Source organism: Achromobacter sp. ACRQX (assembly GCF_022346505.1).
GTDB classification, from domain to species: Bacteria; Pseudomonadota; Gammaproteobacteria; order Burkholderiales; family Burkholderiaceae_B; genus Achromobacter; species Achromobacter animicus.
In genome coordinates, this window is sequence record NZ_JAKRML010000046.1 from 22,471 (window position 1) to 35,711 (window position 13,241).

Genomic DNA, 13,241 nt, shown 5'->3' on the forward strand with positions numbered 1-13,241 from the left:
CGCGTTCGATTTCGGCGGCTGGTCGCGGTACGATCCCGGCTGACTTCGATTTTTCAGGAAAGCCATGCGCCAGAGTTTCTCCCGTCCTCGAATCGACAGCCTTTCCCGCGTGCTGCTGGCCGCGGCACTGACCGCCGCTGCCGCCAGCGCCGCGCAGGCGCAGTCGCCCGGATCGGCCACAGGATCGCGTGTCCAGACGCCCGCGCCGGAACAGCAACAGCCCGTGCTCAAACCCAAACGCAGCTTTGACGACACGCCGGCGCCGGCCGCGCATGCCGCGCCCGCTGCGGCACCCGCCGCTTCTGTGGCCCCCGCCGCCGCGCCGGCTCCGTCTGCCGCGCCTGCTGCTGCCGCTGCTCCGGCTGCACCTGCTGCGTCTGCCGCGCCCGCCGCCGCCGCCGCGCCGACCGTCATCGTCCCGACCGAGCTCGACACCAAGGCCTGCATCGACAAGCTGCGCAAGGGCGCCACGGCCAACGGCCTGACCGTCGCCGACTGGGACAAGTACACGGCCAACGCCACGCTGCTGCCCACGACCGTCGCGTCGGCCAAGGGCCAGCCCGAGGGCCGCGAAAGCTGGTGGGACTACATCGCCAAGACGGTCGACGACGAGCGCGTGCAGGACGGCAAGGCCGTGCTCTCCAAATACGGCAAGGAGCTTGGCGCCATCAGCCAGCAGTACCAGGTTGATCCCGCCACGCTGGTCGCCATCTTCGGCATCGAAACCAACTACGGCCGCCAGGTCGGCAAGACCGACGTGCTCAATGCCTGGCTGACGCGCGCCTGCACCGAGAACAAGCCGCTCTGGGAAAAGAACGCCTACGCGTCCGTGCGCCTCTTGCGCGACGGCACCGTGCCCGCCGACAAGTTCGTCGGATCCTGGAGCGGCGCGTTCGGCATGACCCAATTCATTCCGACTTCGTTCTACGAACTGGCTGCCGACGGCGATGGCGACGGCCGCATCGACCTCTACAACTCGCTGCCCGACGCGCTGGCCTCCACGGCAAACCATCTGCGCAAGCGCCGCGCCCAATGGACGCATGGGTTGCCCGCCGTCGTGGAAGTGCGCGTGCCGGCCGAGCTGGCCGCCGCGATCCCGCCCGAGCCCGACGCCGAGTACGTGGGATCCAAGGACCGCCGCACGATCGCCCAATGGGCGCAGGCCGGCGTCAAGCAAGGAGACGGCTCGGTGTTGAAGCTGCCTTCGGGCAATGACCAGCAGGCGTACCTGTTTGCGCCGACCGGCGCGCGCGGACCGGTGTTCCTGGCCACGGTCAATTTCGACGCCATCCTGCACTACAACCAGTCGCGCCGCTATGGCCTGGCCGTGTCGCTGTTGCTGAACCGCCTGCAAGGCGGCCCGGCGCTGGTGACCGCATGGCCGACCGACGATCCCGGCCTGTCCCGCGCGCAGATCAAGGAACTGCAGAAGCAGCTTTATGGCCGCGGCCATGACATCGGGGTGGCCGACGGCATCCCGGGCGGCAAGACGCGCGATGCCGTGCGGGCGGAGCAGGCGCGCCTGAACCTGCCGCAGGACGGCCGGGTGGGCAAGCGCATCCTGGACGCGCTGGTGGCGGAGCAGCCCGCCGCCATGCGTGCGTATCCCGAGCAATAAGCGAGGCGCCGATGGCGCAGCGGCGGGCCGCGGCGAATCCGCTGCGGCCTTGGCCGGCCTCTGCGAGCACGCTGCGGTTTTCCTTTGGAGTCTCGTGGGGCTGCAGCGCGGGTGAGGGTTAGGCGCAAGTGTGCAAGACCGTGCCGGCCGGTATGATCGGCGGGTCCGTCATCCGGACGGCCAGCCCGTCCCCGAACTTCGTCCGCCATCGCCTCCGACTCCCATGCCGTCCGCCGAGTTTCCCGACGATTTCCAGACCCTGCGCCTGTCCGCCAGCCGGATGTCCCAGGCGCATTTGCCGTTCATGATCGAAATGCACGCCAATGCCGACCTGATGCAGTCCATGGGAGGCACGCGCGACGCGGCGGCCAGCCGGCGCTATGTGGCGCAGAACATCGTCCACTGGACCGAGCATGGCTATGGCATGTATGTGCTGCAAGACCGCGACACCGGTCGGCCCGCGGGCCGCGCGGGGTTGAAGGTGTCCACTGCGCCGGGGCGGGCCAGTGTTGAACTGGCCTATGCCTTGCATCCCGACTGCTGGGGCAAGGGTTTCGCGCCGGAGATTTCGCGTGCGCTGATCGGGCTGGGGTTTCGCCTGCTGCCCGTCGACGTGCTGGGCGCCGTGGCGCTGCGTTCAAACCTGGCGTCGCAACGCGTCATGGAAAAGACCGGGTTGCGTTATGTCGGCATGACCGGCGACGCGCCGGAGCCCAAGGTCTGCTACGAAATCCGCCGGGCGGACTGGCGCAAGCGGGAAGGCGTGTGAAGGCGCGCGACGTGCCCGAGCTGGGTGCGCGGCGCTAACATGACGCGATGAGCACGAAGAAACCGACTGGCGGCAAGTCGAGCCCCGCCGCAATTTCGGGCGGCGACCCGCCGCCTGTTCCGCCCGAGCGTCCCGCGCCTGATGAATGCTGCAACAGCGGGTGCATTCCCTGCGTCTATGACCTTTACGACGAAGCGATGGACCGCTACCGCGAAGCGCTGAAGGCGTGGCGCGCGCGGCACGAGGCGCACGGCAACTGAAGCGGATGCTTCAGCCGGCAAGCTTCATGTGGATGATGGGAAAGGGACGGCCCGAGTCGTCGTAGGCCGAGCGGCCCACGTCCTGAAATCCGTAGTGCTTGTAGAAGCCATGCGCCTGCGGATTCTGCTCGTTCACGTCCACCAGCAGCGTGCCGTGCAGCGATCGCGCAAAATTCAGCAGGCGGCGGCCAGCGCCTTTGCCTCGCTTGTTGGCATCCACGAACAGCATCTCGACCTTGTTGCCGGTCAGACCCATGAAGCCGGCCACTTCGCCGGCATCGTCCTCACAGACCCAGACCCTGACGGACGGCAGGTACGTGTTCAGCACCTGCGGGTACATGGCCTGGATTTCCTTTTCAGTCAGAAAAGTGTGGGTGGCGCGCACCGAACGGAGCCAGATGTCCACCAGGGCCAGATCGTCGCCGTGGTTGCGTTCTCGGATTTTCATTTTCTTGTTGCTTGGGTGTCAGACACCGGTAAGCCGCTAAAGCCCGGCGCGATACAGGTCCGTGGCTGCCAGGACGGTTTCCATCTGCACAGTATGCGCGAAAACGAATCGGTCTCCGTAGACCGTTTCATCCGGAAACTCCGAAATCAGCGCCATGGGTAGTTCCTCGCGATCGGTCTCCGTGACCTGCACGGGGATGCCGTTGAGCACGTCAAACCCCTTTTCGAGCGCATGGGCGTGAAAGAGTTCCAACTGCCGCGCGTTGAACTCCACCAGCCCCGGCACGTTGCGCGCCAGCCGCGCGGTGACGCCTTCGATCAACCGCTGAGCGCGGTCGGCCCATCCCGGATGATGGCGCAGGACCAGGAAGAACCCCTTGGGAATGGTCCACAGCTCGAAGTGGCGCGGCAGGTAACCCGACAGCGGACGCGTCCATTCGTGCGCGGGATAGCCATGCAGGTTGATATGCAACTGCGCGCCGCTGATCGCATGCGCCTGGTGACGGCCGTCCCGTTCGAAGAACGGCGCGCGTTCGCGGTAGGCGATGTCGTCGCCCAGCGCGCTGTAGCGCGACGCGTGCAGCATGTGGCGCGGGTGGTGCTCGCGCAGCCGGTTGAAGAGGGCATAGCCGTCCGGGTTCTCGGAGGCAATCAATGCGAAATGCGCGTCGCCACGTGCGGCCAACGCCTCGGCCGCACGCAAGGCACCCACGACACCAGAGGTTTCGTTGGCATGCTGCGCGCCGGAAATGAAGACGGCCGGGCCGGACCCGCGCACATAGGTGCCCAACACGGGTCGGCCTTGACGTGACACGGCTTGGAAGGTGTCGCCGCCAAAGGCCGCCATGCAGCCGGCGATCTGCGCGGCCGACAACGGCTCTCGGGCTTGCGCCAGCGGACCGGGAAGCGCGGCCGGCGTCACGGGAGCGACCGGGGCGAAGGGCTCCACCGAGATCTGCACGCGCGGCGCGCCGTCGTGACGGCGGATGTCGGGAATGATCTGGCCGGGTTGCAGGCCGCGGTCGCCGGAGGGGCGGCCGGAATGCTGCTGAAAGTGCTCCAGCAGCGAGAAGTAGATGTCCTCGTGCAGCGCTTCGAACGTGCTGACGATTTCCTCGTCCACCGGCAGGGCGAAGTCGATGCCGGGCAGATCCACGCGGATTTCCAGCCGGTCGAAATACGGCTCGTGCGCGCCCCACGTGTGGTTGCGAACCGTGTCCAGGATGCTGCGAAAGAGCAACTGGTACTCGGTGGCCTGCGCGGCATCGGTCTGCACGGCGCCGCTGGCGTCCTGCACGCGCAGCCAGCCGGTAGGCGACAGCTCCGGCGTGCCGTCCGGCGCATGCCCAAGCTGGTTCGGCGCGAACACGCGGGTGTCGAGCGTGCGCCCGTCGGCATACGCCAGGCGCACGTCGTAGTGCAGATCGTCGGCGCCGGGCAGCATCGTCACGCGCACGTCTTTCAGCATCGCCACGAGCGGATAGGCCTCCAGCGTGAAGCGCTTGGCCTGCGCGTGTTCGTGCAGCGGATAGCGGATCTCGGCCGAGACCAGGCCCTCGCGCTCCACCTCTTCAAGGAAATAGTGCACGAGCGGTTTGTACGCGCTGCGAAAGCGCGCCGTCACGCCCGCCTGCTCAAGCTTGGCCTGCGCGGCGCGCCGGGCGTCCACGCCTTCGAACACCCAGCCTTCCACGACCGCGCCGCGCCAGGCCGGCGCCATGTAGGCGTGCGTCCAGGCGTCCAGCGTGCGATCGAAACTCTTGTCCAGCAACGACATACTCAACATTCCTTCCGGCCCGTGGCGCGGATCGATTCTTCAGACCTTGCCGGTCGGGTCCAGGCGGTCGCGCAGCCAGTCGCCCAGCAGGTTCAGGCCCAGCACCGTCAGCATGATGGCCAGCCCGGGAAACACGCTGACCCACCAGGCCGTCTGCATGTACGTGCGGCCGTCGGCAAGCATACCGCCCCAGCTCGGGATCATGGGATCCACGCCCAGGCCCAGGAAGGTCAGGCTGCTTTCCAGCAGGATGTTGTTGGCCACGTTCAGCGTCATCAGGATCACCAGCGGACCCAGCAGGTTGGGCACGATGTGGTGGCGGATCATCGCCAGGTCGCGCACCCCGAAGGCGCGCGCGGCCAGCACGAACTCGCGCTCGCGCAACGCCAGCACCTGCGCCCGCACCAGGCGAGCGTACTGCACCCATTGCGACACGATCATGAAGAAGATGACGTTGAACAGCCCGCCGCCCAGGATGGCGATGAACGTGATCGCCACCAGAATGAAGGGCAGCGCCAGCTGCACGTCGGCAAAGCGCATCACGATCATGTCCCAGAAGCCGCGGTAGTACCCGGCGATGAGACCCATCACGATGCCCAGCAGCGCGCCGCCCAGCACCGAGGCAAAACCCACCAGCAGCGAAATCTTGCCGCCGACGATCACGCGGGCCAGCACATCGCGGCCCAGCGGATCGGTGCCGAAGGGATGCGCGGCCGACGAGAACGGGGCCATCAGGCGGGCGGCCAGGTCCATCGATTCGCCGCCGTCCGGAAACAGCCAGCCGGATGCCAGCACCAGCAGGACCATGACGCCGGTCAGAAGCGCGCCCAGCACGAATTCCAGCGAGCGATAGCGACTGCGCGGCTTCATGGCCTTGGGGGCGGCGGGGGAAGTGGTTGTCTGCATGATGCTCAGCGCGTGCGAATACGGGGATCGACAATGCCGTAGGCGATGTCGACGATCAGGTTGACCAGGACGATGACGGTGGCCAGCACCGTGACGGTGCCTTGCAGCACGGGATAGTCGCGGCCGGAAATGGCGTCGAAGGCCAGCGTGCCCAGCCCGGGCCAGTTGAAGACCATCTCGATCACGACGATGCCGCCGATCAGGCCGCCGAATTGCAGGCCCAGATACGTGATCAGCGGAATGGCGCAATTGCGCAGCGCATGCTTGTACAGCACGATGCGCTCTTTCAGCCCCTTGCTGCGCGCCACCATGATGTATTGCGCCGAGAGCGTTTCCAGCATCGTCGTGCGCACCAGCCGGATATTGGTGGCGCTGAGAATGATCGCCATGGTCAGCGACGGCAGCACCAGGCTGGCCGGCCCGCTCCAGCCGGACGGCGGCAGCAGCGGGAAAGTAATCGACAGCAGCAGCACCAGCATCAGCGCCAGCCAGAAATTGGGGAAGGACAGGCCCACCAGCGACAAGATGCGGATGGCCTGGTCGGTCGCCTTGCCGCGCTTGATCGCCGCCTGGATGCCCAGCGGCAGCGAAATCAGGATGGACACGAGGAGCGACGTGAACGCCAGCATCAGCGTCGCGGGCAGCGCATCGCCGATCAGCTTGGCGACCGGCGTGCCGCCCATGAAGCTGCGCCCGAAATCGCCATGCAGCAGCCCCTGCATATACGACAGATATTGTTCGTGGAACGGCCGGTTCAACCCGAGCGCCTGCCGGATGTTGGCCAGGTCCTGTTCGGTCACGCTGCCCGACCCCTGGCTCAGCATCAGAGCAGGGTCGCCGGTCAGGCGCACGGCATAAGAAACAAGCAGCGTCACAGCCACGATCACGAAGACGGCCTGCAACACGCGTTTGATGAGAAATCCGGTCATAAGGCGCCGCCCCGGCTTGCACCGGTGCGGGTCAGTAATGTTAAGACTGCAACAACCATCGTCACTGCTTCAACGAGGCACACCCCAAGCGGGATGCCGCGGATCCGGGCTCCGCCGGTCCGCAGGCATGCCCCTGGGGGAAGCGCGAAGCGCTTGGGGGGGACTTACTATTCGGGGACTTACTCAATGGCGGTTTCGACGAAACGGAAGCGGATGTCGCCGGGGACTTCCAGGTTCTTCACGCGCTTGTTCACGCCCACGATCGTGTTCAGGCTGTACAGCGGCAATTCCAGCGCCTGATCGGCCACGTACGCGGCGATCTCCTGCAGCATGCCTTCGCGCTTCTTCACGTCATAGACCGTGCGCTGCGCTTCCAGCATGGCGTTCAGCTTTGGGTCGTTGTCGTACGGATTCCACTTCTGGCCCGAGTGGTACATCAGGTACGCGGTGTTGTCGTAGTCGTACGTCCAGCCGCCCCATTGGTTCTGCCACATTTCGCCGGTCTTGCCGCCGGGGATGATGTCGTTGAGCAGCACGCCGGTTTCATACGGCTTGATGGTGGCGCGCACGCCCACGCCCTGCAGGTAGCCCGACACGGCTTGCGCCACTTCGCGGAAGTTCGAATCGCTGCCGCGCACGTCGATCTGCACCGTGGCGCCCGGCTTCACGCCGGCGGCGGCCAGCAGCTTCTTGGCTTCGGCGGGATTGAAGGGCAGGGGCTTTTGCTCGGGGTTGAAGCCAAACGACTGCGGGCCCTGGAAGCTGGCGATCGTCTTGGCCTGGCCCAGCAGCAGCTGCTTGACGATGGCGTCGCGATCGACCGCCATGATCAGCGCACGGCGCACGTCGCGGTGCTGCGTGATGCCGTTCTTGGTGTTGTAGCGCAGCGCGAAGGCCACCGGACCGCCGGTGGAAATCACGTCGGCATTGCCCGACTTCTTCACCGTTTCGATCAGGCCCAGCGGGATCAGCGTGGCGATGTCGATGCGGCCGGCCTGCAGCTCGGCGACCTGCGTGCCGGGTTCGCCGATGAAGCGGTACACCACCTTGTCCAGCTTCGGCTTGCCGCCCCAGTAGTCGTCATTGCGCGCCAGCGTCACGTTGACCTTGGGCTGGTAGCTGTCGAACTTGAACGGACCGGTGCCGACCGGGTGCGTGTTGAAGTTGTCTTCGCCTTTCTCGGTGATGTACTTGGGCGGCACGATCATCGCGCCGTAGCCTGCCAGCTTGGTCAGCAGCACCGGATCCGGCTGCTTCAGGATGAAGTCGACCGTGTACTCGTCCACCACCTTGACCTCGCCGATCGAGTCGTAGTTCGACTTCTGCGGGCCCTTGGCGCCTTCCGCGCCCAGCAGGCGCTCGAAGGTGAACTTGACGGCTTCGGCGTTAAAGGGCTCGCCGTTGTGGAACTTGACGCCTTCGCGCAGCTTGAAGCGCAGACGCTTGTTGTCGTCCAGGTATTCCCAGCTGGTGGCAAGACCCGGCTGCAGCTTGAGGTCTGCGCCGCGCATGGTCAGGCCGTCGTACAGATTGCTGCCGACCGATCCCCAGAACGTCACGAAGGTGTCGATCGGATCCCAGCTGCCCGGATCCTGGTTGATGGCCACGTTCAGCGTGCCGGCGGCCTGCGCCGTCGAAACGGGCAGCGCGGCGGCGAGGGCCAGGGTCAGCGCGGTGGCGGAGAGGGTGGTGCGAAGGAATTGCATGGTCGCCTCCAGGGACGGGAAATCGGGTCGGACCGACGGATGAAAGAGGTTCAGGCGGCGCGGGCGACCTGATGGCCGGGCGCGAACTCGAAGAGGGGAACGATGGCAGGCTCATCGCCAACCCGGCGCACCGGGCTGGGGATCTCGCCTTCGATCAGGGACGTGTCGATGTGGCGGCCGGGCTCGGCCACCGGCACCGCAGCCAGCAGCTTGCGCGTGTAGGCATGTTGCGGCGATTCAAAGATCTGGCGGCGCGTGCCCAGCTCGACGATCTGGCCCAGGTACAGCACCGCGACCCGGTGGCTGACCTTTTCCACCACCGCCATGTCGTGCGTGATGAACAGATACGACAGCCCACGGTCCTTTTGCAGGTCCATCAGCAGGTTCAGGATCTGCGCCTGGATCGACACGTCCAGCGCCGACACCGATTCGTCCGCGATGATCAATTTAGGATTGCTGGCCAGCGCGCGCGCGATGCACACCCGCTGGCGCTGGCCGCCCGAGAACTCATGGGGATAGCGCGTGGCGTGTTCGGGCTTCAGTCCCACCTGTTCCAGCAGCTCGCCCACCCGGCGCGCGATGGCGTCTTCGCCGGTCAGCAGGCCGTGCGTGCGGATCGGTTCGGCGATGCTGAAGGCCACGGTCTTGCGCGGATCCAGCGACGCATACGGATCCTGGAAGATGTACTGGATCTCCTGGCGCAGGCGCTGCCGCCCGGCACTGTCCATCGAGAAAATGTCCTGCCCGTTGTAGCGCACGGCGCCGGAAGTCGGCGCCACCAGTTGCTGCAAGGTCTTGCCGATGGTGGACTTGCCGCTGCCGGATTCGCCCACCAGCGCCAGGGTCTCGCCGGGATAGACGTCAAAGCTGACCTGCTCCACCGCATGCACGCGGTGCGTCACGCGGCCGAACAGGTTGTGGCCCACGTCAAAACGCGTGGTCAGCTTGTCCACGCGCAGCACGGGTTCATCGTAGGAGGCCGTGTCCTGCTCGCGGGTCTCGCCCACCTCGCGCAACGTGTCGCCTTCCAGCACGGTCTGCGGCGTGCGCAGCGGCAGGTCGCGGCCAGTCAGGCTGCCCAGACGCGGCACGGCGGCCAGCAGCGCGCGCGTGTACGGATGCTTGGGTGCGTTGAAGATGTCTTGAACGGTGCCTTGCTCGACCTTCTTGCCGCGCAGCATCACGACCACATCGTCCGCCATCTCGGCCACCACGCCCATGTCGTGGGTGATGAAGATCACGGCCGTGCCCAGGTCGCGTTGCAACTCGCGGATGGTGTTCAGGATCTGCGCCTGGATGGTGACGTCCAGCGCCGTCGTCGGCTCGTCGGCGATCAACAGGCGCGGCTGGCACGACAGCGCCATCGCAATCATCACGCGCTGGCGCATGCCGCCGGACAACTGGTGCGGATAACGGTCCAGCAGTTGTTCGGCGTCGGGCAGGCGCACCTTTTCCAGCAGCTTGCGTGCGGACTGGCGCGCCGCGGATCGTGACAGCTGCTGGTGCAGCATGATGGCTTCGACGATCTGGTCGCCGATCGTGAACACCGGGTTCAACGACGTCATCGGCTCCTGGAAGATCATCGCGATGTCGTTGCCGCGAATCGCTCGCATCTGTTCGTCGCTCGCCTGGGTCAGATCGACCTCGCGATCGTCGCCGTCACGGAACAGGATCTGGCCGGTGGAAATGCGTCCGCCGTTGTAGTCGGTCAGGCGCATGATCGCCATCGACGTGACGGACTTGCCGGAACCGGACTCGCCCACGATCGCCAGCGTGCGGCCGGGCCGCACGTCGAAATCCAGGTTGTCGACGGCGCGAATGCCGCCGGTGTCGGTATTGAAGTCGACCGAGACGCCGCGCACGGACAGCAGCGGAGCGGAAGAAGAAGCGGTGGTGCTAGACAACGTGGATTCTCACAGCGAGGTGGCGGCGCGGGCAGCCTGGTCGTACAGGCCCGAGAGGGCGCGCAGGGTGTTGGCCAACTGATGGCTGGCGTCGTCTGCGGCGGGGGAGTCGATGAACGGCTTGACGAGGCACTGCTCGCGCACCTCGGCGTAGCGCTGGATCGCGGCCGCGCCGGCATCGGTCGTGGTGTAGATCACTTCCTTGCCGGTCTTGGCGCTTTGAACGACGCCCAGACGCTCCAGCTTCTTGAGCGAGTAGTTCACCAGATGGGTGTCTTCGACATTCAGGGTGAAGCAGATGTCCGCCAGTTTCTTGCCCCGTCCCCGATGGAACACGTGGTTGAGCACCAGGATGTCCAGCGACGTGAGTTCGGGCAGTCCCGCGCAGGCCATGCAACGCACCATCCAGCGATTGAACGCATGCGACGCGATGATCAGGCCGAATTCGACCTCGGACAGCTCAGGAGCGGACGAGGCGAGGTGGGAAGACGAAACGATGGCGTCCCGGACGGATACAGGCATGGGTGAGTCAGGCAAAGGGACGGATCGGCGACAAAACGTTGGTGAATTATTGACGATTTGTTGATATGGGTGCATTCGGGTTAACCCGGTCTGAGCTTTCGGATTTCTCTGATTCCGGGGTGATAGGGCGGCGATTTACAAATGCGTTCCTCGCGAAGGCTGTTCTGACAATTGTCAACAGAGACACGGTTCTGAGGCCTGCGCACTCCCCACGTCGCCTATCCCACCTAAGCAAAAAATGCCCAAAAACCATGCTGGTCAACGCTCGGACGCGGCCGTTCCGACGCGGCGGTGCGTACACCAACGCCGCCTGGCGGCTGTCCACACTTGGCCCGGCAGACGATCACGGCAGTGCTGGCTGGCAAAGGGGATCTGGGCGGCAGTGTTCGCGTCTGCAAGCGCCGGCCCCGTCCTGGGCCAGCCGGCACCGCAGACACCTCCTACGGCAACGGAAATCCAGCGCCGGCAGGAACAAGAGATCGACGCGCACCGCGCCCGCGCGGCGGAGCGGCCCGACATCCTGTCGGCGCCGTTCGTGGACGCCGCGCGCGAGTTGGCGCTACCGGAGGAAAGCCCGTGCTTTGCCGTGCGGGAAGTCATCTGGGAGGGCGCTGAACCGCCGGCACGCCTGACCAGCGCCATGGTGGCAGTGCTTGGCGAGTGCGTCGGCGGCCGCGGGCTGCGCGCGCTGCAGGAACACCTGATCGGCTTGCTGCTCGATGATGGCCTGATCACCGCGCGGGTCGTCGTGCCCGAACAATCGCTGGCGGCCGGCTCGTTGACGCTGCGGTATCTGCCGGGCCGCATCTCCGCCGTGCAAAGCCTGGGCGCCATCGGCTGGTGGCGCACGGCGCTGCCCACGGGCCCGGGCGGCGAACTGAACCAGCGAGACCTGGACCAGGCGCTCGAGAACATCCGCCGTCTTGGCAGCCAGACCGACGCCGCCATCGACATCGCGCCAGGCCCCGTCGCGGGCGACTCCGACATCGTCATCAAGCCCGGCACGGGCAAGCGCTGGCATGGCTATCTGGGCGGCGACAACGGTGGCATGGACACCGTCGGCAAATACCAGATCAATGCCGGCCTGACGCTGGATTCCCCGCTGTTCCTGTACGACCAGCTGTCGGTCTCGTGGAACAGCAATGCGCGCAAACTCGCGAAAGAAAGTGGTGTGTTGATAAATACGGCAAAGGGCGGCAAGTGAAATTGAAATTTATAAAGGATGGAAATCTTACTCGTCCTGTTCGCGGGTTGCTTTCTATTTTTGGAATAGCGATGTGTGCTATTGGCTTGTGGTTGGATATTTATTTGTTCGCTTTCGTTGGAATGGTGGTCGGTGCGGTTGGAATGTATGCCTCTAAAGCGGCGGCGGTGGGGATTAAGCCCTTCGGGCGTGAGAGGTGAGGGCTAAATAGTATGATTTATTCACCCAAGAGTGCGTGGTTGGCCTCGCAGTTCTTAACGCTCGTTAATCCAGGCCCGTTCCGCTGGCCGGAAATAGACTGTGTTTAAGTGATTGCCGAAGGTGCGAGGGCGTTTTTTGATCTGAGTTTTCATGCTCTTGAAGGCTGACAGTGATCAACTGTTTTTCAGAAACAATCTAATAAAAATACAGTGAAAATTTTGTGGTGCGCTTAGTCAGGTGATTTAATGGAATTAGATCTTTGCACTAAGGATGATGGGAATGCAATGATTGGCACATCGAAGACCTTTGCAGTAGTTGCTCTATTCGCTCTTTCTGGTTGCTCATTCATCATGGCTTCGCCTCCTGCATCTAACCTCGAATCCGGCGCCGGAAGAAGAAATCAGCCCAGTGTTGCTTTATACATCTGACTGCGATTTCAAAAAAGAAATCGATGGGGTCGGCATGCTCGGGGCGAGAACAGCCTATCCAGCTGCTTATGCAGGCGAGGCGGTATGCACAGCGTTGAACAAGGAGCTTCCAAGCGCAATGGATGCCGCGGGAATCGTGGCGACGATTAGGACCCGCAAGTCGGACCCGAAAACAGCCAGGCCGAGCACACTGAAAGAAGACGCTTCGACTATCGGTGCAAGGTATGTTGTAGCCGTTGAGAAACCCAACGGATTTGCCGGGTACGAACAGTACCCTCCCAGCGTTGGCGTCAACATTCGACTGTACGACGCAGAGTCCGGGGAGTATCGGGGCCTTGCCGAGGATACATATCCGATATCGCTGCGCGATTTTTCCAATCGAGGTCCTTCCACGGCAGCGCAGAACATTGCAGCAAGTGTTGCGGACAAACTGGCGCGGACCATGCTAAAGCGGTGTACTGAAAAACACCCGTATCAGTGCGAAAAGTTTGGGGAAATGCGCTTTGCAAAGCCTAGGGATGCGTACGGCAAGTAAGACACACCGCAAATGCGGATGGTATTTTGCTAACC

13 protein-coding genes are annotated in these 13,241 nt (G+C 64.4%); 6 read left to right on the plus strand and 7 right to left on the minus strand.

The genetic code is table 11. The features are described from left to right. The first annotated feature begins 64 nt into the window (after positions 1-64). The 3 genes from MHZ91_RS27140 (at position 65) to MHZ91_RS27150 (ending at position 2,647) form a co-directional block, all read left to right on the plus strand. Entirely contained in the window at positions 65-1,618 is a 1,554-nt protein-coding gene (locus MHZ91_RS27140; RefSeq protein WP_239216483.1) for a lytic murein transglycosylase, read from the plus strand. 223 nt (positions 1,619-1,841) lie between these two features. Beyond that, a complete protein-coding gene (locus tag MHZ91_RS27145) occupies positions 1,842-2,387 on the plus strand; it encodes a GNAT family N-acetyltransferase (RefSeq protein ID WP_175123560.1) in 546 nt (181 codons plus the stop codon). 47 nt (positions 2,388-2,434) lie between these two features. Next, entirely contained in the window at positions 2,435-2,647 is a 213-nt protein-coding gene (locus MHZ91_RS27150; protein WP_218344685.1) for an oxidoreductase-like domain-containing protein, read from the plus strand. 10 nt (positions 2,648-2,657) lie between these two features. On the opposite strand, the gene MHZ91_RS27155 is transcribed toward MHZ91_RS27150, so the two are convergent. The 7 genes from MHZ91_RS27155 to MHZ91_RS27185 all read right to left on the minus strand — a co-directional run bounded on the left by MHZ91_RS27155 (position 2,658) and on the right by MHZ91_RS27185 (position 10,838). Next, entirely contained in the window at positions 2,658-3,095 is a 438-nt protein-coding gene (locus tag MHZ91_RS27155) for an acetyltransferase (RefSeq protein WP_175123558.1), read from the minus strand. 36 nt (positions 3,096-3,131) lie between these two features. Beyond that, positions 3,132-4,871: a peptidase M14 gene (locus MHZ91_RS27160; protein WP_239216484.1), complete on the minus strand. Its 1,740-nt coding sequence runs from the start codon at positions 4,869-4,871 to the stop codon at positions 3,132-3,134. Between the two features lie 39 nt (positions 4,872-4,910). Beyond that, the gene (locus MHZ91_RS27165) at positions 4,911-5,777 is read right to left on the minus strand and encodes an ABC transporter permease (RefSeq protein ID WP_175123556.1); all 867 of its coding nucleotides are present in this window, start codon (positions 5,775-5,777) and stop codon (positions 4,911-4,913) included. A 5-nt stretch (positions 5,778-5,782) separates the two neighbouring features. Then, positions 5,783-6,706, minus strand: coding sequence for an ABC transporter permease (locus tag MHZ91_RS27170; RefSeq protein WP_175183897.1), 924 nt, complete (start codon positions 6,704-6,706; stop codon positions 5,783-5,785). Between the two features lie 179 nt (positions 6,707-6,885). After that, positions 6,886-8,412, minus strand: coding sequence for an ABC transporter substrate-binding protein (locus MHZ91_RS27175; protein WP_175123554.1), 1,527 nt, complete (start codon positions 8,410-8,412; stop codon positions 6,886-6,888). Positions 8,413-8,462: 50 nt separating this feature from the next. Then, positions 8,463-10,316: a dipeptide ABC transporter ATP-binding protein gene (locus tag MHZ91_RS27180; protein ID WP_255810839.1), complete on the minus strand. Its 1,854-nt coding sequence runs from the start codon at positions 10,314-10,316 to the stop codon at positions 8,463-8,465. Between the two features lie 9 nt (positions 10,317-10,325). Further along, complete coding sequence (locus MHZ91_RS27185) at positions 10,326-10,838, minus strand: winged helix DNA-binding protein (RefSeq protein ID WP_054415947.1); 513 nt, start codon at positions 10,836-10,838, stop codon at positions 10,326-10,328. A gap of 382 nt (positions 10,839-11,220) precedes the next feature. Between MHZ91_RS27185 and MHZ91_RS27190 the strand changes: the two genes are divergently transcribed. From MHZ91_RS27190 to MHZ91_RS27200, 3 genes are all read left to right on the plus strand, one after another. Continuing rightward, entirely contained in the window at positions 11,221-12,042 is an 822-nt protein-coding gene (locus MHZ91_RS27190) for a ShlB/FhaC/HecB family hemolysin secretion/activation protein (protein ID WP_239216485.1), read from the plus strand. Continuing rightward, entirely contained in the window at positions 12,039-12,242 is a 204-nt protein-coding gene (locus MHZ91_RS27195) for a hypothetical protein (protein WP_239216486.1), read from the plus strand. Before MHZ91_RS27190 ends, MHZ91_RS27195 begins: the two co-directional genes overlap by 4 nt. 316 nt (positions 12,243-12,558) lie before the next feature. Next, the gene (locus tag MHZ91_RS27200) at positions 12,559-13,206 is read left to right on the plus strand and encodes a hypothetical protein (RefSeq protein WP_239216487.1); all 648 of its coding nucleotides are present in this window, start codon (positions 12,559-12,561) and stop codon (positions 13,204-13,206) included. Positions 13,207-13,241: the final 35 nt, after the last annotated feature.

Bases quoted from the DNA above. Each gene is read 5' to 3' on its own strand.
- MHZ91_RS27145 (WP_175123560.1), top strand. From the start codon at position 1,842: ATGCCGTCCGCCGAGTTTCCCGACGATTTCCAGACCCTGCGCCTGTCC.
- MHZ91_RS27160 (WP_239216484.1), bottom strand. From the start codon at position 4,871: ATGTCGTTGCTGGACAAGAGTTTCGATCGCACGCTGGACGCCTGGACG.
- MHZ91_RS27185 (WP_054415947.1), bottom strand. From the start codon at position 10,838: ATGCCTGTATCCGTCCGGGACGCCATCGTTTCGTCTTCCCACCTCGCC.
- MHZ91_RS27165 (WP_175123556.1), bottom strand. From the start codon at position 5,777: ATGCAGACAACCACTTCCCCCGCCGCCCCCAAGGCCATGAAGCCGCGC.
- MHZ91_RS27170 (WP_175183897.1), bottom strand. From the start codon at position 6,706: ATGACCGGATTTCTCATCAAACGCGTGTTGCAGGCCGTCTTCGTGATC.
- MHZ91_RS27150 (WP_218344685.1), top strand. From the start codon at position 2,435: ATGAGCACGAAGAAACCGACTGGCGGCAAGTCGAGCCCCGCCGCAATT.
- MHZ91_RS27140 (WP_239216483.1), top strand. From the start codon at position 65: ATGCGCCAGAGTTTCTCCCGTCCTCGAATCGACAGCCTTTCCCGCGTG.
- MHZ91_RS27155 (WP_175123558.1), bottom strand. From the start codon at position 3,095: ATGAAAATCCGAGAACGCAACCACGGCGACGATCTGGCCCTGGTGGAC.
- MHZ91_RS27175 (WP_175123554.1), bottom strand. From the start codon at position 8,412: ATGCAATTCCTTCGCACCACCCTCTCCGCCACCGCGCTGACCCTGGCC.